This is a genomic window from Metapseudomonas resinovorans, assembly GCF_002003485.1.
Taxonomy (GTDB): domain Bacteria; phylum Pseudomonadota; class Gammaproteobacteria; order Pseudomonadales; family Pseudomonadaceae; genus Metapseudomonas; species Metapseudomonas resinovorans_D.
Genome location: NZ_BDMA01000073.1, coordinates 1 through 21,782, shown reverse-complemented (window position 1 = coordinate 21,782; position 21,782 = coordinate 1). Strand labels below are relative to the sequence as shown.

General features: G+C 60.0%; 17 protein-coding genes. 9 read left to right on the top strand and 8 right to left on the bottom strand.

Annotated features, from left to right (window positions below; translation table 11 throughout):
• Window positions 1-5 precede the first annotated feature (5 nt).
• The 5 genes from MnOB_RS20095 to MnOB_RS20075 form a co-directional block, all read right to left on the bottom strand.
• Window positions 6-2,261 (bottom strand): Orn/Lys/Arg family decarboxylase, encoded by a 2,256-nt coding sequence (locus tag MnOB_RS20095; protein ID WP_077525991.1) that lies wholly within the window; start codon window positions 2,259-2,261, stop codon window positions 6-8.
• Window positions 2,262-2,366: 105 nt separating this feature from the next.
• Window positions 2,367-3,128 carry a DNA polymerase III subunit epsilon gene (gene dnaQ, locus MnOB_RS20090; protein WP_077525990.1) on the bottom strand — a complete coding sequence of 254 codons (762 nt, stop codon included), beginning with the start codon at window positions 3,126-3,128 and terminating at the stop codon, window positions 2,367-2,369.
• A 321-nt stretch (window positions 3,129-3,449) separates the two neighbouring features.
• The gene (locus tag MnOB_RS29435; protein WP_077525989.1) at window positions 3,450-4,994 is read right to left on the bottom strand and encodes an amino acid ABC transporter permease/ATP-binding protein; all 1,545 of its coding nucleotides are present in this window, start codon (window positions 4,992-4,994) and stop codon (window positions 3,450-3,452) included.
• A 50-nt stretch (window positions 4,995-5,044) separates the two neighbouring features.
• Complete coding sequence (locus tag MnOB_RS20080) at window positions 5,045-5,836, bottom strand: ABC transporter substrate-binding protein (protein WP_077525988.1); 792 nt, start codon at window positions 5,834-5,836, stop codon at window positions 5,045-5,047.
• 104 nt (window positions 5,837-5,940) lie between these two features.
• Window positions 5,941-6,696 (bottom strand): class II aldolase/adducin family protein, encoded by a 756-nt coding sequence (locus MnOB_RS20075; RefSeq protein WP_077525987.1) that lies wholly within the window; start codon window positions 6,694-6,696, stop codon window positions 5,941-5,943.
• A 112-nt stretch (window positions 6,697-6,808) separates the two neighbouring features.
• Between MnOB_RS20075 and MnOB_RS20070 the strand changes: the two genes are divergently transcribed.
• Window positions 6,809-7,780: a LysR family transcriptional regulator gene (locus MnOB_RS20070; protein WP_234358301.1), complete on the top strand. Its 972-nt coding sequence runs from the start codon at window positions 6,809-6,811 to the stop codon at window positions 7,778-7,780.
• A 256-nt stretch (window positions 7,781-8,036) separates the two neighbouring features.
• Here MnOB_RS20070 and rnhA read toward each other — a convergent pair whose 3' ends face one another.
• Complete coding sequence (gene rnhA, locus MnOB_RS20065) at window positions 8,037-8,480, bottom strand: ribonuclease HI (protein WP_077525985.1); 444 nt, start codon at window positions 8,478-8,480, stop codon at window positions 8,037-8,039.
• Complete coding sequence (locus MnOB_RS20060) at window positions 8,481-9,245, bottom strand: methyltransferase domain-containing protein (RefSeq protein WP_077525984.1); 765 nt, start codon at window positions 9,243-9,245, stop codon at window positions 8,481-8,483. It abuts the gene before it with no gap.
• A 61-nt stretch (window positions 9,246-9,306) separates the two neighbouring features.
• Between MnOB_RS20060 and gloB the strand changes: the two genes are divergently transcribed.
• Window positions 9,307-10,086, top strand: a complete 780-nt coding sequence (gene gloB, locus MnOB_RS20055; RefSeq protein ID WP_077525983.1) for a hydroxyacylglutathione hydrolase — start codon at window positions 9,307-9,309, stop codon at window positions 10,084-10,086.
• Between the two features lie 98 nt (window positions 10,087-10,184).
• Entirely contained in the window at window positions 10,185-11,774 is a 1,590-nt protein-coding gene (locus MnOB_RS20050) for a lytic transglycosylase (RefSeq protein WP_077525982.1), read from the top strand.
• Here the strand turns inward: MnOB_RS20050 and MnOB_RS20045 are convergent.
• Complete coding sequence (locus MnOB_RS20045; protein WP_077525981.1) at window positions 11,762-13,216, bottom strand: HDOD domain-containing protein; 1,455 nt, start codon at window positions 13,214-13,216, stop codon at window positions 11,762-11,764. The two genes, MnOB_RS20050 and MnOB_RS20045, sit on opposite strands and share 13 nt — an antisense overlap.
• Before the next feature lie 236 nt (window positions 13,217-13,452).
• Here MnOB_RS20045 and MnOB_RS20040 point away from each other — a divergent pair, with 236 nt between their 5' ends.
• The 6 genes from MnOB_RS20040 to fabI are packed head-to-tail and all read left to right on the top strand — an operon-like array spanning window position 13,453 to window position 21,655.
• Window positions 13,453-15,279: an extracellular solute-binding protein gene (locus tag MnOB_RS20040; RefSeq protein ID WP_077525980.1), complete on the top strand. Its 1,827-nt coding sequence runs from the start codon at window positions 13,453-13,455 to the stop codon at window positions 15,277-15,279.
• Complete coding sequence (locus MnOB_RS20035) at window positions 15,276-17,123, top strand: extracellular solute-binding protein (RefSeq protein WP_077525979.1); 1,848 nt, start codon at window positions 15,276-15,278, stop codon at window positions 17,121-17,123. Before MnOB_RS20040 ends, MnOB_RS20035 begins: the two co-directional genes overlap by 4 nt.
• On the top strand, window positions 17,124-18,209 hold the full coding sequence (locus tag MnOB_RS20030) for a microcin C ABC transporter permease YejB (protein ID WP_077525978.1): 1,086 nt from the start codon (window positions 17,124-17,126) through the stop codon (window positions 18,207-18,209).
• Between the two features lie 2 nt (window positions 18,210-18,211).
• Window positions 18,212-19,231 carry an ABC transporter permease gene (locus MnOB_RS20025; protein WP_077525977.1) on the top strand — a complete coding sequence of 340 codons (1,020 nt, stop codon included), beginning with the start codon at window positions 18,212-18,214 and terminating at the stop codon, window positions 19,229-19,231.
• A 1-nt stretch (window position 19,232) separates the two neighbouring features.
• The gene (locus MnOB_RS20020) at window positions 19,233-20,840 is read left to right on the top strand and encodes an ABC transporter ATP-binding protein (RefSeq protein ID WP_077525976.1); all 1,608 of its coding nucleotides are present in this window, start codon (window positions 19,233-19,235) and stop codon (window positions 20,838-20,840) included.
• A gap of 20 nt (window positions 20,841-20,860) precedes the next feature.
• On the top strand, window positions 20,861-21,655 hold the full coding sequence (gene fabI / locus MnOB_RS20015) for an enoyl-ACP reductase FabI (RefSeq protein ID WP_077525975.1): 795 nt from the start codon (window positions 20,861-20,863) through the stop codon (window positions 21,653-21,655).
• Window positions 21,656-21,782 lie beyond the last annotated feature (127 nt).

Genomic DNA, 21,782 nt, shown 5'->3' with positions numbered 1-21,782 from the left:
CCGATTTATTCCCTTATGCAGTCCACTGTATAGCAGCGACCTGTAGGACTTTCCTGACAGTTGAGCCCATGGACGTCGATATCGAAGCCTGGGAAGCTGATGTCGAAGGTGCGGGCGAACTCCAGGTAGTCGATGATCGCGCGGGTTTCAGCGGTGAAGCGCTCGCCCGGCATGATCAACGGAATGCCCGGTGGATAGGGCACCAGCATCACGGCGGCGATGCGCCCTTGCAGCTTGTCCAGGGGCACTGGCTCCACTTCGCCGCGCACCAGCTTGTCGTAGGCATCAGCCGGCTTCATCGCCAGTTCCGGCAGCTTGGTGTACATGCGCCGCAGCGCCTTCGGCGTGGCGCTATTGCGGTAGCAGGCGTGCAGCGCATCGCAAAGATCGCGCAGACCCATGCCGGTATAGCGCGCCCCATGGCCAGTGGCGATCGAGGGCAACGCGTCGGCCAGCGGCTGGTTGGCGTCGTAGCCGCGCTTGAACTCCAGCAACTCGGTGAGCAACGTGCTCCACTTGCCCTTGGTGATGCCCATGGAGAACAGCACCAGGAATGAATAGAGGCCGGTCTTCTCCACCACCAGCCCCCTTTCCCAGAGGAACTTGCTGACCACCGCCGCGGGAATTCCCTGCTCTCCCAATTTGCCGTCCGCAGTCAGGCCCGGCGTCACCAGAGTGACCTTGATCGGATCGAGTAGCACGTAGTCGTCGGCCACATCGCCAAAGCCGTGCCAGTCCGCATCCGGGCGCAGCAACCAGTCCGTGGTACTGACGACATCCGTCCCTTCCACCAGGGGCGGCTCCCAGATATCGAACCACCAGTCGTCCGCCGCCAGGGTCTGCCAGACATTGGCCAGGGCACGGCGGAAGCGCAGCGCTTCGTCGAAGGTTTCCTGGATCAGCGAATGCCCGGCAGGCCCTTCCATCATCGCCGAGGCCACGTCGAGCGAGGCGATGATGCCGTACTGGGGCGAGGTGGAGATGTGCATCATGAAGGCTTCGTTGAAGCGGTGCCGGTCGAGCCGGCGAACGCCGCCATCCTGCACGTGGATCATCGACGCCTGGCTGAAGGCAGCCAGCAACTTGTGGGTGGAGTGAGTGGTGAACACCAGCGGCGAGCGTTCCTCGCGACTGGTGCACATGCCGTAGCGGCCGGCGTAGAACTCGTGGAAGGCGGCATAGGCGTACCAGGCCTCGTCGAAGTGCAGGACTTCCACCGAGTCGCCGAGCGCCTGCTTGATCATCTCTGCGTTGTAGCAGAGTCCGTCGTAAGTGGAGTTGGTCACTACCGCCAGCTTCACCTTCGGCTCGCGCCCCTTGGCGAGCGGACTGGCGTCGATCTTGGCCTTGATCGACTCCCGACTGAATTCGCGGAGCGGGATCGGCCCGATGATGCCCAGTTCATTGCGCTCCGGCGTCAGATACAGCGGGATGGCGCCGGTCATGATGATGGAATGGACGATCGACTTGTGGCAGTTGCGATCCACCAGCACCAGGTCGTCGCGGCCGACCATGGAATGCCAGACGATTTTGTTCGCCGTCGAGGTGCCATTGATTACGAAGAAGGTGTGATCCGCACCGAAGTTTTGCGCAGCCCTTGCCTCGGCCTCGGCCAGGGGGCCGGTGTGGTCCAGCAACGAGCCCAATTCGGGCACCGATACCGAGAGGTCCGAGCGCAGCGTGTTCTCGCCGAAAAACTGGTGGAATGCCTGCCCCACCGGGCTCTTGCGGTAAGCCACGCCACCGCCGTGGCCAGGCGTGTGCCAGGAATAGTTGGATTGTGCGGTGTGCTCCACCAGAGCCCGAAAGAATGGCGGCAGCAGCCCTTCCAGATAGTTGCGTGCAGCACGGGCCACCTGGCGGGCGAGAAAAGGCACGGTGTCTTCGTAGAGATAAAGCAGGCCGCGCAGCTGATTGAGGTCGGCCATCGCCTCGGCGGGTGCGTTCTCGATGGTCACCTGTTCGCCCAGGGCAAAGATCGGCAGCTGCGGTGCACGAACCCGGGCAACCCGGATCAGTTCCACCATGTCCTGCAGCAAGCGCTGGTTTTCCCCGGCCCCTTCGGCGGCGACCAGGATGCAGGCGAGCCCGTGGTGGGTAGAGGCGACGATGCGGCCCTCGGCGGAACTGGCCGTAGAGAGGATGGTGAAGCCTTCCTGCTCCAGCTCGCGGGCAATGGCGCGGACCCGGTCGCCGGCAACGGTATCGGCCTTGATGTCGCGATGGACGATGAGGACGGGGAACTTGAGCTCTTTGTACATTGTTGCTCCCTGAGGGGCGGGCTCGGCCCACCTTTCACCTCAGGGTAGAAGCTCACTCGCGGGGGCGGTACCCCCGCTGCCTCAGGCTGTACGTAAAGGTCGCAATCAGGAAGCCGGCGGTGTTTCCATCTGCACCCAGAGGGCCGGTGCACCGACGGACTTCTCGATGACGGCCAGGCGCGAGGCGTGGGCGGCCAGCTCTTCCTCGCTGGCACGGATCACCCGGCTGGGTACGCGATCGGCTGGCAGGCGGCGGATCGGCGACGCCTGGGCGCGACCACCGCTGCCGTCGCCGGCTTCGCCGGCAAGGGACAGGTTGGTCTGGCCACCGGTCATCGCCAGGTAGACGTCGGCGAGGATCTCGGCGTCGAGCAGTGCGCCGTGCAGTTCGCGATTGGAGTTGTCGACGTCGTAGCGCTTGCACAGGGCATCGAGGCTGTTGCGCTGCCCCGGATGGCGTTCACGGGCCATCAGCAGGGTGTCGAGCACTGTGCAGTACTCGGTGACGTCGCTGCGCTCGCTCTGCCCCTGCAGGGCGAACTCGTTGTTGATGAAGCCGATATCGAACGCCGCGTTGTGGATGATCAGTTCGGCGCCCTTGATGAACTCGAAGAACTCGTCAGCGATGTCCTTGAAACGCGGCTTGCCCACCAGGAAATCATTGGTGATGCCGTGGACCGCGATGGCGCCTTCATCCACCTCGCGGTCGGGCTGCAGATAGACGTGGAAATGACGCCCGGTAAGGCGCCGGCCTTCCATCTCGACGCAGCCGATCTCGATGACGCGGTGGCCATCGGTGACCGGCATACCGGTTGTTTCCGTATCGAGCACTACCTTCCTGTCGGCAGCGCCGTTGTAAACCGTCATCGCTTTTCCCCCTGTAAACACGCGCCGAATCTTAACACGCCGAGGGGAAAACCATCGCAACGACCGATGATCAGGTGTAATGGCGCCGAGCCCCCCCTCCAAACGCGCCAAAAGTAAACCTGCTCTGGGGCGTGCGACGTGTTCATGTGCGCGCGAATAATTTGCAAGCCAAGCGCTTAAAGAAAATAAATGCGGGCGAACCCGCATTTATTCTTCCGGCATTGATTATATGGAACAGCGCAGCTCAAAAGGGTGCTCAAAGAAGAGTTCAGCGCAATATAGATTTACTCTCCTGGAACGCCAGCACCACTCATTGAGTAATTAACCAATATTCAGCATCTTCTTCAGATCCGGTTCGGGCAACCCGATGAACCGCCTGACTCTTTCAGCAGAAAATGCCTCTCGAATTTCCTTGGGCGACGCATCAAACTGAATAATTCCATTTTCCATGAACACAACCCTATCCGAAATGGACATTGCGAACTCCATTTCATGGGTCACAATTATTAGCGTCATACCCTCGTCCGCCAACCCCTTGATCACCTCCAGCACCTCACCAACCAGTTCAGGATCCAACGCGGAGGTAGGCTCATCAAACAACATGATATCCGGAGACATCGCGAGCGCGCGTGCAATAGCAACTCGCTGCTGTTGACCGCCTGATAGCTGATGCGGGTATTTACCTGAATGCGCAAGAAGCCCTACTCGATCTAAAAGTGCATAGGCATTTAGCCGACTCTCATTTTTGCATCCCCCATGATATCGGGGAGCAAGCGTAATATTTTCAACAAGCGTGCGATGAGGGAATAGATTGAACCCCTGAAACACCATGCCGATATGCTTTACATGCTGTCTGAAGGTGCGCAACTTACCCTTTCCCAAATCGCCACTCTTGATAAAATCCCCACCAAAAAGCCTAATACTTCCCTGATTGATATCTTCCAGCCCGTTTATAGTTCTGATAAGGGAGGTTTTGCCTGATCCGGATGGGCCAATTATAGATACGACCTCCCCCCTCTTGATTTCCAAATCGACGCCTTTAAGAACCTCATGAGTGCCATAGCTTTTATGAAGCCCAAGTAATTGCAAAACAGGCTCACTACTATCTGAACATGGCTGGTGGCGCTTTTTATATCCGGCAACCTGACTCCTCAGGGCGTTGGTCTGAACTGCATCCAAGGCTTGGGGTTTACGCCGATTCAAATCAAGAGACAATTCGAATCGCTCAAGGAAGAACCCAAAGACCGTCACGATCAAGACGTAGTACACGCCCACGGCAGCAAGCGTTTCCATAACCAGGAAATTCTGTGCATAAAGGCGTTGCCCAACAGTGAGGATCTCCGTAAGGGAGATGACCGAGGCAAGGGATGTTAGCTTGACGATCGTAATGTATTCGTTGATCAGCGTAGGAAGCGATATGCGAATCGCCTGTGGAATTACGATAAGCCACTGGGCCCCAACTGAGCCAATAGCCAATGCCTTTCCAGCCTCTCGTTGCCCCTTGGCTACGGAAATCAATCCCCCTCGATGGATCTCCGCCATATATGCTGCTTCAGTTACAACGAGCGCGATAAGGGCAGACCAAAATGGATTCGACAGCAAACCTCCAGTAGCCGGAATCAACTGCGGGAGATTGTAAACAAACACTATCAGAACCAGTAACGGTACACTGCGAAAGAACCAGATGTAGACTGATGCAGGACTCCTAAGCAGCGGCGAACTGGACAGCTTCGCCATCGCCAGCAAGAATCCTATTAGTCCACCCAAAACCCAGGCTGCGGCACTAAGCTTTATGACTTGTAAGCAGGCCATCCAGAACGAGTCGACGGTAAACAGGGATGCGAAATAATTCCAATCGAACGACATATCTGCCTCTCAATAGCGCCAGCCACTATCAGCACAGCGCTATGTACTTATTATTCTGAAATTGGTTCAAGGCTATATTTCTTTAGAATCTCGTAGTATTCCCCGTTCGCCCTGCTTTGCGCTAATGCCTTGGATATCTCCGTGTACGTCGAATCGTTCCCTTTCTTTACAAAAATTCCTAGCACCTCTGGAGAAATTAGCTCCTTTGAACTAATTACAACCCGCCCCCTTGTGCGCTCAGAAATCATATGAGCGGCCCCAGCAATTTCTACTTGAGCTTCCACATTACCAGACAGCAAGGCTTGAGTTGCCTCTGGGGCAGAGGGGTACTCACTAAGTGTGACGGCGGGCTTCTGGTTAGGAAGACAATAGGTCTGAGAAAGCTTTTGCAGTTTAGGCAGCCAGGAATTCCCCTGCTCCAAACCAACTTTCTTACCGCATAATTCCTCTGGGGTCTGAGGTTGAAACTCGCTACCTCGCGCCACCAGTATTGCCGACCCTGTCATGGCATAGGGAATGATCAGAGCGCGAAGCTTCCTTTCTTCAGTTACATACATCCCAGAAATTATAGCGTCGTACTTGTTCGAATTAAGCCCATTTATCAAGTTCAGGAATTTTGTATCAACGAACTCTACGGATCGACCTAAAGCCTTGGCAATTGACTTTGCCAGCTCAGGATCAGAACCTACAATATTGTTATTCTCGTCGTAGGACTCGAACGGTGGATAGGTGATCTCCATACCTATTTTCAGCGGAGCCTGTTCTTCAGAAACAGCAACTCCAGCCCACCCACAAAAAAGCACTAAATACCCAAATCCAATTGCGAGCGCTTTCTTTTTCATAAATTTTCACCACCCATAAGGCACACACCAAGGCTGCCGCGGCAACTTTAGTTGCGTGCAGCGATGCTTATTTTTAATTAACTAAATAGTTCGGCGCGAATTACTCAGCAGCAGTACGAATCTTTTTGGGATGAAATTATTTTAAGCGCTCCCTGCCACGCCAACTCCACGATTCCGCGTTCAAAATCTGCTGCAAATGTTTCATAGGTCTTTTTGCACATCTCAGGATCAGGAGTAACGACACTCTGGTCAGTGCTTCTAATTTGCAAATGAATCTGGCAGGCCCGCTCCAACATGTAAACGCTGTGAAATGCTTCGCCAATAGTGCGCCCACCCACAATGATCCCATGATTGTGTAGCAGCATCGCATTGGCGTCACCAAGACTTTCAAGCATCGCCTTCTCTTCTAACTCGGTATCGATAAAAGATCCATATGCGTGATATTTCAGTTTTCCGTAAAATTTCATTGCATGCTGGGACAATGGCGGAAGCCCTTCCTCAAGCGTCGAGACGGCGATCCCTGCGGCAGTGTGAGTGTGAATCACGCACTTCATGTCCGGTCTAGCGCGGTGAATAGAAGAGTGGATTACAGCCCCCGCGATATTCATTGGCCCATCCGTTTCTTCTTGATTTACAGGAACCCCATCAAGGCCAACTTTCACAAGGTCACTTGCGCGCATTTTCTCGAACGGCACGCCATATTTATTTATTAGAAAAACTCCTGACTCACCAGGAATACATGCGGAAGCGTGGGAATCAACGAGATCCGTCATTCGATAATATGCTAGAAGGCGGAATAGCGCTGCGAGATCGCAGCGAACTGACCATTCCTGCGGACTAAAATCTTCGGGCAGACTCATATAGGCATCCTCTTTTTGTGTTATTTAGAGGAACACTATTGAATTCCGCCGATAGCGCATATTCACATTTTATTATATTATCTATTCGCCAAGCCAATGGAGGGTCTAGCACATGGGCTTCAGACAAACTTCTGCATCAAACTCTGGAGAGCCTCGATCTGTTAGCGAGCGCATGGACTGGAATCTTCTGAAAACGTTCTGTGCCGTTGCGACTGAAAAAAGCATCAGTCGAGGTGCAGAAAAGCTTCATCTATCTCAACCCGCCGTCAGTCAAGCCATCAAGCGACTGGAAGAGCAGCTCGGATGCACGTTGATTGACAGAGACAGTCATCGATTCGAATTGACAGATACCGGATCGTCTCTGTTTAGAGTTTCACTAGCGGCTCGGCAAAGCATCCGAGAGATTGACTCTATAGTCGACAAGACGCGCAGCAATGTTAAAGGCAGCATTCGTCTATTAACCGTCAGTGGAGTGAACTGCCCGGAGTACGATAATGTCTTGCGTGGCATACACGAAGATCACCCCGGAATCACTTTTAGTATTGAAGTGGCCTCAACCCAGGAAATAATAAGCGCCCTGCACCGTAACGACTCGACCTTCGGCATTGGCATTAGTCAACCCGGCGATATTGACATAAACCAACTCACACTCAGCCGAGAACAATCCTTCTTCTATTGCAGCAACCTGCATCCCCTTTTCAATGACAATGATGTTACGCCCGACAAAATCAAGTCATCGAAACTCGTGAGCTTTTCGGGAGAGTCACTAGGGGGGACTTTGTCAAAACTATCAGAGCACTATGGCAGTAATTACATACGCCATAATATATCAGCGTCCTCAGCGAATACGGGCGAGGTTTTGCGGTTAGTTTTGGCAGGCCTGGGTGTAAGTTCGCTCCCCGAGCATTTATGCAGAGAATATGAAGAGCGCGGACTTCTGCGAAAACTCATGCCTGAAATGAACGTTTGCGAAGTATTGATTGTATTGATGTGGAGCGTTCACCAAGTCCGCACGCAAGCCGAGGACATCTTCCTGAAAAGAATGCAAGCCGCATTAAGTGCCAGTCAGAAACTAGACCAATAGCCCCGCTATCGCTCCGGCCTTCCTGGGCTCCCTCAAGCCAGTGGTGACAAAACGCTGAGTTGGACTAGGCAATTAAGCAGAAAGCCGCTCTCCAGGAGCGGCTTTTCTGTTTCAGGTTCGACCGGCAGCGGAGAGGATATCGACCATCACTTCCGCAATAACCTGCCAAGGCCTGACGGCGGACGGCTACCGAATCAGAGCTGTTGACGAGTGGGCAGAAGAGCCCACATAGCGCATGTTCAGAGAGGGGCCAACTCTAGCGGGCACCCAGTTCGCTGACACCACGATTCGCCAACTGGTCAGCGCGTTCGTTGCCAGCGTGGCCGGTATGACCGCGTACCCACTGCCAACGCACGGTATGGCGATTGACCTGCTCGTCCAGGGCCTGCCAGAGGTCAGCATTCTTCACCGGCTGCTTGGCGGCGGTCTTCCAGCCGCGCTTCTTCCAGTTCGGCATCCATTCGGTAATGCCCTGCATCACGTACTGGGAGTCGGTGATGATCTTCACCTCGCAGGAACGCTTGAGGGCGACCAGCCCCATGATGGCGGCCATCAGTTCCATGCGGTTGTTGGTGGTATCGCGCTCACCGCCCCAGAGCTCGCGCTCGGCACCCTTGTAGACCAGCAAGGCGCCCCAGCCGCCAGGGCCGGGATTGCCCTTGCAGGCGCCGTCGGTATAGATCTCGACCAGATCGCTCACTTAAGCCTCATGTTTCGAATCGCACCGGCTGACCTTGGCCACCGGCATGGGAACCAGCTTGCCCATGGGCTCTCGCCGGGCCTGACGCAGTGGGCGCAAGCCGATTACCAGCTTGCGCGCCACCAATAGATAGAAGCCCGCACCGAACCCTTGTCCGGCGGCGCCCCAGCGCTCCAGCCGAGCCAGGCGTGTTTGCCAGGCGGCCGAAGCAAGCGGCGGACGATAGCACCCGAAGCGGCGTTTCTCCAGCGCGAAGCCCAGCAGGTTCAACCAGTCGCTGACCCGTGTCGGGGAGATGCAGCGCGCGCGGCGCAGGGCGTCACGCGCGAAGTAATGGCGCACACCCCAGGCACTCCACGGGTTGACCCCAACGATGATCAGATGGCCGCCGGGGCGAACGCTGCGCGCGGCTTCGCGCAGCAGGCTATGGGGGGAAAGGCAGAAGTCCAGGCCGTGTTGCAGCACCACCACATCGGCGGCATGTTCGCTGAGCGGCCAGGCCGACTCTTCGCAAGCAATCTCCACGCCCGGCAGCGGCGCCCCGAGATGTACGCTGCGCTGGATCTGTTTGGCCCCGGGAGGCAATTCCGCACGCGGCCCGTAGTGCACCAGGTAGCCGCCGAAGTAGCGCGCCAGTTCGTCCTCCAGCAGGCGCTGCTCTTCGAACAACATCAGGCCGCCCAAGGGACCGCAGAACCAGGAACGGGCCCCGGAGATCAGCTCCAGCCAGTCGGCATCGGCTTGAGCGAATGCTTTTTCGGTCATGGCAATCTCCTGCGTGAGAGCCCTAAGATGCTCCATTGCTCTCTGCTTGGCGACTCCCTTCATGATCCAGATCGATGCCCTCCCCGCCTTTTCCGACAACTACCTCTGGCTGCTGCAGGACGACGCGACCCGTTGCTGCGCCGTGGTCGACCCCGGCGATGCCGCGCCGGTGCTGGCCTGGCTCGACTCCCATCCCGGCTGGAAGCTGACCGACATCCTGGTCACCCACCATCATCACGACCACATCGGCGGCGTGGCGCGCCTGAAAGAAGCGACCGGCGCCCGCGTACTGGGCCCGGCGCAGGAAAAAATCCCCGCGCGCGACGAGGCGCTGGTCGATGGCGACACCGTTCAGGTGCTGGGGCTGCCGTTCCGGGTAATCGAGGTGCCCGGCCATACCTTGGGGCATATCGCCTATTACCATGGGGACGCCGGGCGGCCCCTGCTGTTCTGCGGCGATACGCTGTTCGCGGCCGGTTGCGGCCGATTGTTCGAAGGCACGCCCGAGCAGATGCACCACTCCCTCAGCCGGTTGGCGGCGCTGCCCGCGGCCACCCAAGTCTTCTGCACCCACGAATACACGCTCAGCAACCTGCGTTTCGCCAGGGCCGTGGAGCCCGGCAACCACGCCACTTCCAAGCGCTTCGACGAGGTCACGCGATTGCGCGAACAAGGGGGCATCAGTCTGCCCTCGACCATCGCCCTGGAGCTGGCCACCAATCCCTTCCTGCGGGTGACTGAAACATCCGTTAAACAAATGGCCGACGAGCGGGCTGGCCGGGATAACCCTACGCCAGCCGAGGTCTTCGCGACCCTTCGAGCCTGGAAAGACCAATTCTGAACACTCGGTCAGGCTCGGGCGGACTGGTGAAAACTTGACCAACCATAGGTCGATTTCTAGAATCGCCGAACTTTTTTGCCGGAAAAACCCCTCAGCCAATGTTGTCTTCGCCGATCAAAACCTTCGACCTGGATGCATTGGCACGAGCCGCGCGCGCGCTTGTGGTGGTGTGCGCCGCCACTCTCGCCGGCTGCGCCGGCACCGGTCAGAAGGACGATGACCAGGGCCGCGAAACCGACCGCGCACTGGCCATGCAGCAGCAGACCCAGTGGCTGGAAGAGGCACAGGCCGAGCGCGAACCCCAGGACATCTGGGAACGCATGCGCAACGGTTTCAAGCTGCAGGACGAGATCGGCGTCAACCCGCGCATCGAACGCCAGCGCCTCTGGTATGTGAGCAAGCCTTCCTTCCTGGAAACCGCCAGCGACCGCGGCAGCCTCTATATCCATTACGTGGTGGAGCGCCTGGAAGAGCGCAACATGCCCCTTGAGCTGGCCCTGCTGCCGGTGGTGGAAAGCGCCTATAACCCCTTTGCCTACTCACGCAGCAACGCCGTGGGCATCTGGCAGTTCATTCCCTCTACCGGCCGCCACTTCAACCTGCGCCAGACCAACTGGTACGACGGTCGCCGCGACATCACCGCATCCACCAACGCGGCGTTGAACTACCTCGAACGCCTGCATGAAATGTTCAACGGCGACTGGCTGTTGGCCCTCGCAGCCTACAACGCTGGCGAAGGCACCGTCAGCCGCGCCATCGAGCGCAACCAGAAGCTCGGCCTGCCGACCGACTACTGGAACCTGCCGCTTCCCCAGGAAACCCAGGACTACGTCCCCAAGCTGCTGGCCCTGTCGCAACTGGTGATGGCGCCGGAAGCCTATGGCGTGAACCTGAGCCCCATCGCCAACGAGCCCTACTTCGAAGTGGTGGAGGTCAAGCAGCAGCGCCTGGACCTTTCCCGCGTGGCCGCGATGGCCGATATGGAGGCCGATGAGATGTACCAGCTCAATCCGGCATTCAAGAAACGCATCACCATGGACGGCCCGCAGCATCTGCTGGTCCCCACCGACAAGGCTGAACTGCTGACCGCCAACCTCGCGCTGATGAAGCCCCAGGAACTGGTGGACTGGCAGCAGTACCGCGTGCGCAATGGCGATAGCCTGCATGGCATCGCCAACCGCTACCACGTTACGGCCAAGACCCTGAAAGAGATCAACGGCCTCGCTGGCAATCACCTGCGTGTGGGCCAGCAACTGAGCATCCCGGTCGAGCCGGGTCTGAAACCGGACCAGCCACTCTTCCAGAACGTCGCCAGCGCCCCAGCGCCGACTCCCGCGCGCACCCACAAGGTCAAGAGTGGCGACAACCTCTGGTCCATCGCCCGTCAGTACAAGGTGAATGTGCAGGACATCAAGCGCTGGAACAGCCTCAAGGCCAACCACCTGAAGGCCGGCCAGGTGCTGAAACTGGAAGGCGGCGCCACCCAGGTCGCCAGTGCCGGCGCCAGCAAAGGCAAGTCGAAGGGCAACGGCCGCGAGTCGGTGACCTACTACAAGGTCAAGCAGGGCGATTCCCTATATCTGATCGCCAAGCGCTTCAACGTTGAGATGAAACACCTTCAGCGCTGGAACCCCCGCAGCGACCGCTCCCTGAAGCCCGGCCAGACCCTGACCGTCTACCTGCCCTGACTCTTCTGCGCCATCGCCTCCAGGCAGCGCCCCGCCGCCTGGGCGAAGTGCTGGAACGCCACGAACTGCTCGTGCCTTAGCGCCCTTCCCGAAAGGCGGCAGTCGGCATAGATCACCCCGATCTCGCGCTTGCCCGCCAGCAGCGGTGCGACGAAGAACATCCCCTGCCCCAGCCATTCGCGCATTGGTCGCGTCACCAGGTCATTGAGGCTGTAACTCGCCGGCACGCCCATCCAGAGGGTCTCGCGGGCGCGCAGGACGTAACTGAACAGATTGGATTGCTCGGGCGGGCTGGCTGGCAGGGCAAAGCCGTCGAGCCAGCGCTCACTGCCCTCGCCCACCGCCCGGCGCACCGTGAAGCGACTGCGCTGGTCGGTCAATACCGCCACCATCACCCGCTCCAGTCCGGCACCTTGGTGCAGCCCCTGGAGCAGGGTATCCAGCACCAGGTTGATATCCGCCTTGCGCGAAACCAGCATGCCCAGCTCCTGCAAGGCCTGCTGCATGACCAGCAAGTCCGGTTGCAACAGGCGCGCCTGACGCTGCTCACGCTGCAGTCGAATCTGCTCCGGGTCGGTATGGGGTATCAGGTGACAGAGCTTGCTGGCACCGAAGGTGGTCGCCACCTTGACCGCCTCATCGGCACTGGCCAGCACCTGCTGCATGGCCTCCTCCCGGCTCAGCCCAACCAGCCCGGCCAGTTGTTCCACGAGCTGTGCCATGGAGGGTGAGTCCCAGCCCTGCAAGGCCGCTTCGCTGATGCGACCCCCCAGGCTCACGGCTTTCACCGCTGGATCACCCTGTGCGGAGCCGGTATGGGCCAGGCTCGCCAGCTCACCCAGGTTCCAGCTGCGAACCAGCCCCAGGGTCAATTGACGAAAACTGGTGCCCAGCACTTCCCGCACCGCCTCTTCCTCATCGACACCCGGTTGCGCCAGCGCGGCGGCGAGTTCGTCGGCCTGCTTGCCACCACACCCCCAGAACGCCAGCTCTCCCAGGTTGTGCAACAGGGCGGCGATAAAGACCTCCTCCTGGCTGCGCGCAAGGAGGTAGCCGGCGATGTTGCGAGCCTGAACTGCCGCGTGGAAGGAACGCGCCAGAATCTCGGGTAGCTGCTCCCTCGGGCCGCGCGCCAGCAGGCTATCGATCAGGCTGACCGAAAGGCCGATCAGGCGCACGTTCTCGAAGCCGATCAGCACGATGGCGCGGGAGATCGTGCGAATGGCTTCCTGGGAGGGGTTGTAATAGACACTGTTGGCGACCTTCAGCACCTTGGAGGTGAGCGTCGCATCACGCAGCAGCACATCGGCCAGCTGCTGTACGGAGGATTTATCCTGTTGGGCCATCTGGTGCAGGTCCTGCACCACCGCGGCCAGGGCGGGCAATTCGGCCTCGTTGAGGCGGTCGATCCATGACTGCAGACCATGGCTGCGTTCACCCAAGATTGGCACCCCTGCGCAAATTTCCGAATGATGGCCAGAATGCTGGCCCGCTAGCCGCAGGCTGGCCCTTTTTTCTTGCCTGTACAAGCTGTTACTGTACTTGCCAGCCGTTACCGCCGACAGCCACGGCGCGTGACCCCCGACACGATTTCGCCGGCCCGATGCCCGCGCCATCCCGCCAGCGAGGCCAGTGCCCACATGCCCGACACGATTTCCATGGATCGGACCCCCGCCTGATGCGTCGCCTCGCGCTCCTGCTCATTGGCCTGCTGGCTCAACCCTGCTTCGCCAGCCTTACCGAAAGCCACGGCTATGCGCAGTTCGGCGCCCTGAAATACCCCGCCAATTTCGACCATTTCGACTGGGTCAACCCCAGTGCTCCCAAGGGCGGAACCTTGCGGGTCATGGCCTTCGGCACCTTCGACACGCTCAACCCTTACACCTTCAAGGGCACCAGCCCGGTGTCCACGCCCAACTTCTTGCAGTACGGCGTAACCGAGCTGAACGAGCCTTTGATGGTGGGTACCGGCCAATACGATCCATCCGGCGACGAACCCGCGTCCAGCTACGGCCTGATCGCCAAGAGCGTCGAATACAGCGAAGACCGGAGCTGGGTGGTATTCAACCTGCGCGAAGAAGCCCGCTTCCACGACGGCCAGCCGATCACCGCCTTCGACGTGGCCTTCTCCTATCGCACCCTGGTCAAGAACGGTCACCCGCAGTACCGCACCAGCCTCCAGGAGGTGAAGCGGGTCGATATCCTCAACCGCCATCGCATCCGCTTCGTGCTCAAGCGCGCCGGCAACCCGCTGCTGATACTGCGTCTCGGCGAACTGCCGGTGCTGCCGCAGCACTATTGGAAGAACCGTGACTTCAAGGCGACCACCTTCGAGGCGCCACTGGGCAGCGGCCCCTATCGCATCACCCAGGTACGGCCGGGGCGCAGCCTGGTGTTCGAACGGGTCAAGGACTGGTGGGGTGAAAAGCTCCCCGCCAATCGTGGCAAGTACAACTTCGACCGAGTCGAGGTGGAGCTCTACCGCGACAGCAATGTCGCCTTCGAAGCCTTCAAGGCCGGCGAGTTCGATTTCTATATCGAGCACCAGGCGAAGAACTGGGCCAACGGCTATCGTTTTCCGGCCATCGCCCGGGGCGACGTGATCCGCGCGGAGATTCCGCACCAGATCCCGACCCAGACCCAGGCACTGTTCATGAACACCCGCCGCGCCATGTTCGGGGACCGCAAGGTCCGCGAGGCCATGGGGCTGATGTTCGACTTCGAATGGACGAACCGCACCCTGTTCAACAACGCCTACATGCGTGCCGCCAGCTATTACCCGAACAGCGAGTTCAGTGCCGTGGGCAAGCCCGAGGGGCATGAGTGGCTGCTGCTGTCGCCGCATCGCCAGGAGCTGCCTGAACCCTTGTTCACCCGGCCCTTCCAAGTGCCCACCACCGAAGGTCGCGGCATCCCGCGGGAAACCCTTCGCCGCGCGCTGGGTCTATTGGCCGAAGCCGGCTGGAAGTTGTCCGGCCAGCGCCTGGTGAACGATCGAGGCCAGCCGCTGCGTTTCGAAATCCTGCTGGTCAATCCGAACCTTGAACGCATCCTCCAGCCCTACCGCGAAAACCTCGCCAGCATCGGCATCGATGTCAGCCTGCGCACGGTGGACCGCGCACAGTACAAACAGCGCCTGGACCACTTCGACTACGACATGATCCTCATGACCCTGCCGCAGACCCTGAGCCCCGGCCTGGAGCAATACCTTTATTTCCACTCCAGCCAGGTCGGCGTGAAGGGCAGCAAGAACTATGCGGGCGTCGCCAACCCGGTGGTCGACGAGATGATCGAAAAGCTCCTCGGAGCCCAGAGCCGCGACGAGCAACTGGCCGCCGCACGCGCCCTCGACCGCACCCTGCTGTGGGAGCACTACGGCATCCCCAACTGGTACATCAACTATCACCGCCTGGCGTACCGCAACCGGTTCGCCTTCGTCACCACGCCGCCCTACACACTGGGCCTGCGCGCCTGGTGGCTGAAGCCCACGGAGAACGCCCGATGAGCAAAACGCTGCGCACCCTTTGCCTGCAAGGCTGTGGCGCCCTGCTGCTATCCCTGGCCGGGTTCGCCATCGCCGAGCCGAAATATGCCATCACCCTGTACGACGAGCCGGCCAAGTATCCGGCGACTTTCACGAATTTCTCCTGGGTCAATCCGGATGCCCCCAAGGGTGGCGTCCTGCGACTCGCCGGCGTCGGCGGCTTCGACAGCCTCAACCCCTTCATCCCACGGGGCAACTCCGCCGACCAGTTGGGCCTGATCTACGACAGCCTGACCTTCCACTCACCTGACGAGCCCTTCACCGAGTACGGCCTGCTGGCGGAGAAGATCGAGAAAGCGCCGGACAACAGCTACGTGCGCTTCTACCTGAACCCCAAGGCACGCTTCAACGACGGCCAGCCGGTGACGGCCGAGGACGTGGTCTTCACCTTCAACATGCTGGTCGAGCACGGCGACCCCATGTATCGCCACTACTACGCGGATGTCGCCAAGGTGGAGGCGGAGGACAAGCAACGCGTGCGCTTCGACTTCAAGCATCCGGGCAACCGTGAGCTGCCGCTGATCATCGGCCAGATTCAGGTACTGCCCAAGCACTACTGGGAAGGCCGCGACTTCGGCAAGACCAACATGGAACCGCCAGTGGGCAGCGGCCCCTACCGCATCGCCAAGGTCGACGCCGGTCGCTCGATCCGCTACGAGCGGGTCAAGGACTGGTGGGCGAAGGACCTGCCGGTGACGCGCGGCTACTACAACTTCGACGCCATCACTGTGGACTACTACCGCGACATGTCGGTGTCCCTCGAAGCCTTCAAGGCCGGACAGTTCGACTTCAATCTGGAGTACTCCGCCAAGGACTGGGCCACCGGCTATGAGGGCCCTGCCCTTCGCGCCGGCAAGATCGTCAAGGAAGCCATCCCCAACCACAACCCGACCGGCATGCAGGGCTTCGCCTTCAACATTCGCCGGCCGGTATTCCAGGACCGTCGCGTACGCGAAGCCATCGCCCAGCTGTTCGACTTCGAATGGGCGAACAAGCAGCTCTTCTTCAGCTCCTACAAACGCACGAGCAGCTATTTCGAGAACTCGGAAATGGCCTCCCACGAGATGCCTGACGCCGATGAACTGAAGATTCTCGAACCGCTGCGCAGCCAGCTGCCGGCAGAGGTATTCACCCACGTGTTCCAGCCGCCGGTCAGCGATGGCAGCGGGATCATCCGCGATCAGAAACGCCGCGCTTACCAGCTGTTCATGGACGCCGGCTACAAGATCGAGAACGACAAGATGGTCGGGCCCGACGGCAAGCCCCTGGTGTTCGAGTTCCTCACCGCCCAGGCCAACCTGGAGCGGGTGATCCTGCCGTTCAAGCGCAACCTGGCGGAGCTGGGCATCGACCTGCAGATCCGGCGCGTGGACGTGTCCCAGTACATCAACCGCCTGCGCTCGCGCGACTTCGACATGATTCCCGCTACCTGGGGCCAGTCCAACTCGCCGGGCAACGAACAGATGGAGTACTGGCACTCGCGCAGCGCTGATAGCGCTGGCAGCCGCAACTTCATCGGCCTGCGCGACCCCGCCATCGACAAACTGGTGGAAGGTCTGATCCGCGCCGACTCGCGCCAGAGCCTCGTGGAGCACGCCCGCGCCCTGGACCGCGTACTGCTGTGGGGCCACTACGTGGTACCCAACTACTATGTCGACACCTACCGCGTCGCCTACTGGAACCAGTTCCAGCGCCCGGAAACCACGCCGCTCTATGACTTTGGCCTGATGACCTGGTGGCAGAAACCGGGCACGGAAACTGCTAAACAGTCCGAGCAACCCACTTCCGAGCCGGATGCCCAGTAAATGCTCGCCTACATACTGCGTCGACTGCTACTGATCATTCCCACTTTGTTCGGCATCCTGCTGATCAACTTCATCATCATCCAGGCCGCTCCCGGCGGTCCGGTCGAGCAGATGATCGCCAAACTGGAAGGCTTCGATGCCGCCGCGGGTGGCGCCACCGGACGCATCTCCGGCGGCGGCTCGGAAGTCGCCACGGCAGGCTCCAACTACCGCGGCGCCCAGGGACTCGATCCGGAGCTGGTGGCCGAGATCGAAAAGATGTACGGCTTCGACAAGCCCGCCCCGGAACGCTTCTGGCTGATGATCACCAGCTACCTGAAGCTGGACTTCGGCACGAGCTTCTTCCGTGACGCCAAGGTCATCGACCTGATCATCGAGAAGCTGCCAGTGTCCATTTCCCTCGGACTCTGGAGCACCCTGATCATGTACCTGGTGTCCATCCCCCTGGGCATCGCCAAGGCGGTGCGCCACGGCAGTTCCTTCGACGTCTGGAGCAGCACGGCCATCATTGTCGGCTATGCCATTCCCGCGTTCCTCTTCGCTATCCTGCTGATCGTCCTCTTCGCCGGCGGCAGCTACTTCGACTGGTTCCCCTTGCGCGGGCTCACGTCGAACAACTTCGACGAGCTGAGCTTCGCCGGCAAGATCACCGACTACTTCTGGCACCTGGCCCTACCGGTAACCGCCTTGGTGATCGGCAACTTCGCCACCCTCACGCTGCTGACCAAGAACAGCTTTCTCGACGAGATCAACAAGCAGTACGTGATCACCGCACGCGCCAAGGGCCTGTCGGAAAATCGCGTGCTCTACGGCCACGTCTTCCGCAATGCGATGCTGCTGATCATCGCCGGCTTCCCGGCAGCCTTCATCGGCATCTTCTTCACCGGCTCCCTCCTGATCGAGGTGATCTTCTCCCTCGACGGCCTGGGCCTACTGAGCTTCGAGTCGGCCCTGAACCGCGACTACCCCGTGGTCTTCGGCACGCTTTTCATCTTCACCTTGCTGGGACTGGTCGTGAAACTGATTGGTGACCTCACCTACACCCTGGTCGATCCGCGCATCGACTTCGAAAGCAGGGAGGGTTGAGCATGGCACTCTCCCCCATCAACCAGCGTCGTTTCGAACGTTTCAAGGCCCACAAGCGTGGCTGGTGGTCGCTTTGGCTGTTCCTGATTCTCTTCGTCCTGAGCCTGGGCGCCGAGATGATCGCCAACGACAAGCCGCTGGCGGTCAACTACGACGGCCAGTGGTACTTCCCCTTCCTCAAGCGCTACCCGGAAACCACCTTTGGCGGCGAGTTCCCGCTGGAAGCCAACTACAAGACGCCCTATATCCGCGAGCTGATCGAATCCAAGGGCGGCAGCATGATCTGGACGCCGATCCCGTTCAGCTACGAGACCATCAACTACGACCTCAAAGTGCCGGCCCCCGCGCCACCCTCAGCGGATAACTGGCTGGGCACCGACGACCAGGGGCGCGATGTGCTGGCGCGGGTGATCTATGGCTTCCGCGTTTCGGTATTGTTCGCCCTGACGCTGACGTTCCTGAGCTCCATCATCGGCGTGATCGCCGGCGCCTTGCAGGGCTTCTACGGCGGCTGGGTCGATCTAGTGGGACAGCGTTTCCTGGAAATCTGGTCGGGCCTGCCAGTGCTCTACCTGCTGATCATCCTGGCCAGTTTCGTGCAACCGAACTTCTGGTGGCTGCTGGGTATCATGCTGCTGTTCTCCTGGATGAGCCTGGTGGACGTTGTGCGGGCCGAGTTCCTCCGCGGCCGCAACTTGGAATACGTGCGCGCCGCCCGCGCCCTGGGCATGCAGAACGGCGCCATTATGTTCCGCCACATTCTGCCCAACGCCATGGTTTCCACCATGACCTTCATGCCGTTCATCCTCACCGGTGCCATCGGCACCCTCACCGCCCTGGACTTCCTTGGCTTCGGCCTGCCGCCAGGCGCGCCTTCCCTCGGTGAGCTGGTGGCCCAGGGCAAGTCCAACCTGCAGGCGCCCTGGCTTGGTATTTCTGCCTTCCTGGTGCTGGCGGCCATGCTGACGCTGCTGGTGTTCATTGGCGAAGCCGCGCGCGATGCCTTCGACCCGAGGAAGTGAGATGAGCGAGAACCTGATTGAAATCCGCGACCTCTCCGTCGAGTTCGTCAGCGGCGAGAAGAGCCAGCGTGTCGTCGAAGGTGTCAGTTTCGACATCCGCAAGGGCGAAACCCTGGCCCTGGTAGGTGAAAGCGGCTCCGGCAAGTCGGTGACCGCGCATTCCATCCTGCGCCTCCTGCCCTACCCGCTCGCCCGCCACCCCAGCGGCAGCATTCACTACGCCGGCAAAGACCTGCTGAAGCTGACCGAGGGCAAACTGCGGGGCATTCGCGGCAACCGCATCGCCATGGTCTTCCAGGAGCCCATGACCTCGCTGAATCCGCTGCACAACATCGAGAAGCAGATCAACGAGGTGCTCGCCCTGCACAAGGGCCTGACGGGCAAGGCGGCCACGAAGCGCACCCTGGAACTGCTGGAGATGGTCGGTATCCCGGAACCGCACAAGCGCTTGAAGGCCTTCCCCCACGAGCTGTCCGGCGGCCAACGGCAGCGAGTGATGATCGCGATGGCCCTGGCCAATGAGCCGGAACTGCTGATCGCCGACGAACCCACTACCGCTCTGGACGTTACCGTCCAGCTGAAAATCCTCGAACTGCTCAAGGAACTGCAGGCGCGACTGGGCATGGCGTTGCTGTTGATCAGCCACGATCTCAACCTGGTTCGGCGAATTGCGCATCGCGTATGTGTCATGCAGCGCGGTTGCATCGTCGAACAAGCGTCGTGTGATGAGCTGTTCCACGCACCGCAGCATCCTTACACCCGGGAACTGCTCGGCGCCGAGCCTTCGGGCAGGCCGGCAGAGAACCCCGAAGGAGGGCCACTGCTGGAGGTCGATGACCTTCGCGTGTGGTTCCCGATCAAGAAGGGGCTGCTGCGGCGCACCGTGGATCATGTGAAGGCCGTGGACGGCGTCAATTTCAGCCTGCTGCAGGGTCAAACCCTGGGCATCGTGGGCGAAAGCGGCTCCGGCAAGTCCACGTTGGGCCTGGCGATTCTCCGGCTGCTCGGCAGCCGGGGCGGCATCCGCTTCCAGGGCCAGTCCCTGGACGGCCTGTCGCAAAAGGATGTGCGGCCGTTCCGGCGCGAGATGCAGGTGGTCTTCCAGGACCCCTTCGGCAGTCTCAGTCCGCGCATGTGCGTGGGCGACATTGTCGGCGAGGGTTTGCGAATCCACCGCATCGGCACCGAAGCGGAACAGGAACAGGCCATCATCGATGCGCTCCTGGAGGTAGGGCTGGATCCGGAAACCCGGCACCGCTACCCCCACGAGTTTTCCGGCGGGCAGCGGCAGCGGATTGCCATTGCCCGGGCATTGGTGCTGAAACCGGCACTGATCCTGCTGGACGAGCCCACCTCGGCGCTCGACCGGACGGTTCAGCGCCAGGTAGTGGAGTTGCTGCGCAGGCTACAGACCAAGTACGACCTGACCTACCTGTTCATCAGTCATGATCTGGCGGTGGTCCGGGCACTTAGTCACCATCTGATGGTGATCAAGCAAGGACAGGTGGTCGAACAGGGTCCGGCCGATGCCATCTTCGCTGCCCCGCAGCACAGCTATACGAAGCAGTTGCTGGAAGCCGCATTCCTGGCTCCGGAAACTGCCCATTAACCAGAAGAGGATGAAAGCACATGGGTTTTCTCGCCGGTAAGCGCGTACTGATCGTTGGCGTAGCCAGCAAACTGTCCATCGCATCGGGCATCGCTGCAGCCATGCATCGCGAAGGCGCCGAGCTCGCCTTCACCTATCAGAACGAGAAACTGAAAGGTCGCGTGGAAGAGTTCGCCGAAGGCTGGGGCTCCAGCGCCGAGCTGTGCTTCCCCTGCGACGTGGCCAAGGACGAAGAAATCGTCGCGGTCTTCGAGGCTCTGGCCAAGAAGTGGGACGGCCTGGACTGCATCGTGCACTCCGTAGGCTTCGCCCCCGGTGACCAACTGGACGGCGACTTCACCGAAGTCACCACCCGTGACGGCTTCCGCATCGCCCACGACATCAGCGCCTACAGCTTCGTTGCCCTGGCCAAGGGCGGTCGCGAACTGATGAAGGGCCGCAATGGCAGCCTGCTGACCCTGTCCTACCTGGGCGCCGAGCGCACCATGCCGAACTACAACGTCATGGGCATGGCCAAAGCCAGCCTGGAAGCTGGCGTTCGCTACCTGGCCGGTAGCCTCGGCCCGGAAGGCACTCGCGTCAACGCGATCTCCGCCGGTCCGATCCGCACCCTGGCCGCTTCCGGCATCAAGAGCTTCCGCAAGATGCTCGCCGCCAACGAGAAACAGACTCCCCTGCGCCGTAACGTGACCATCGAAGAAGTCGGCAATGCCGGCGCCTTCCTGTGCTCCGACCTGGCTTCGGGTGTCAGCGGCGAAATCATGTACGTCGACGGTGGCTTCAATACCACCGCAATGGGCAACATCGAAGACTGATAGTCGCCCCGTACAAAAAAGCCCGCACTCGTGCGGGCTTTTTTATGGTTCTTCACGGATTACCGGGGAAGGCGGCTTTGATTTTCATGAAAAAGAAGTCGCTGTCCCGATAGCCGTAGGCCATGCG

What these genes read in the sequence shown, in the direction of transcription:
- MnOB_RS20095 (WP_077525991.1), bottom strand. Translation starts at nt 2,261, where the DNA reads ATGTACAAAGAGCTCAAGTTCCCCGTCCTCATCGTCCATCGCGACATC.
- dnaQ (WP_077525990.1), bottom strand. Translation starts at nt 3,128, where the DNA reads ATGACGGTTTACAACGGCGCTGCCGACAGGAAGGTAGTGCTCGATACG.
- MnOB_RS29435 (WP_077525989.1), bottom strand. Translation starts at nt 4,994, where the DNA reads ATGTCGTTCGATTGGAATTATTTCGCATCCCTGTTTACCGTCGACTCG.
- MnOB_RS20080 (WP_077525988.1), bottom strand. Translation starts at nt 5,836, where the DNA reads ATGAAAAAGAAAGCGCTCGCAATTGGATTTGGGTATTTAGTGCTTTTT.
- MnOB_RS20075 (WP_077525987.1), bottom strand. Translation starts at nt 6,696, where the DNA reads ATGAGTCTGCCCGAAGATTTTAGTCCGCAGGAATGGTCAGTTCGCTGC.
- MnOB_RS20070 (WP_234358301.1), top strand. Translation starts at nt 6,809, where the DNA reads ATGGGCTTCAGACAAACTTCTGCATCAAACTCTGGAGAGCCTCGATCT.
- MnOB_RS20060 (WP_077525984.1), bottom strand. Translation starts at nt 9,245, where the DNA reads ATGACCGAAAAAGCATTCGCTCAAGCCGATGCCGACTGGCTGGAGCTG.
- gloB (WP_077525983.1), top strand. Translation starts at nt 9,307, where the DNA reads ATGATCCAGATCGATGCCCTCCCCGCCTTTTCCGACAACTACCTCTGG.
- MnOB_RS20050 (WP_077525982.1), top strand. Translation starts at nt 10,185, where the DNA reads ATGTTGTCTTCGCCGATCAAAACCTTCGACCTGGATGCATTGGCACGA.
- MnOB_RS20040 (WP_077525980.1), top strand. Translation starts at nt 13,453, where the DNA reads ATGCGTCGCCTCGCGCTCCTGCTCATTGGCCTGCTGGCTCAACCCTGC.
- MnOB_RS20035 (WP_077525979.1), top strand. Translation starts at nt 15,276, where the DNA reads ATGAGCAAAACGCTGCGCACCCTTTGCCTGCAAGGCTGTGGCGCCCTG.
- MnOB_RS20030 (WP_077525978.1), top strand. Translation starts at nt 17,124, where the DNA reads ATGCTCGCCTACATACTGCGTCGACTGCTACTGATCATTCCCACTTTG.
- MnOB_RS20025 (WP_077525977.1), top strand. Translation starts at nt 18,212, where the DNA reads ATGGCACTCTCCCCCATCAACCAGCGTCGTTTCGAACGTTTCAAGGCC.
- MnOB_RS20020 (WP_077525976.1), top strand. Translation starts at nt 19,233, where the DNA reads ATGAGCGAGAACCTGATTGAAATCCGCGACCTCTCCGTCGAGTTCGTC.
- fabI (WP_077525975.1), top strand. Translation starts at nt 20,861, where the DNA reads ATGGGTTTTCTCGCCGGTAAGCGCGTACTGATCGTTGGCGTAGCCAGC.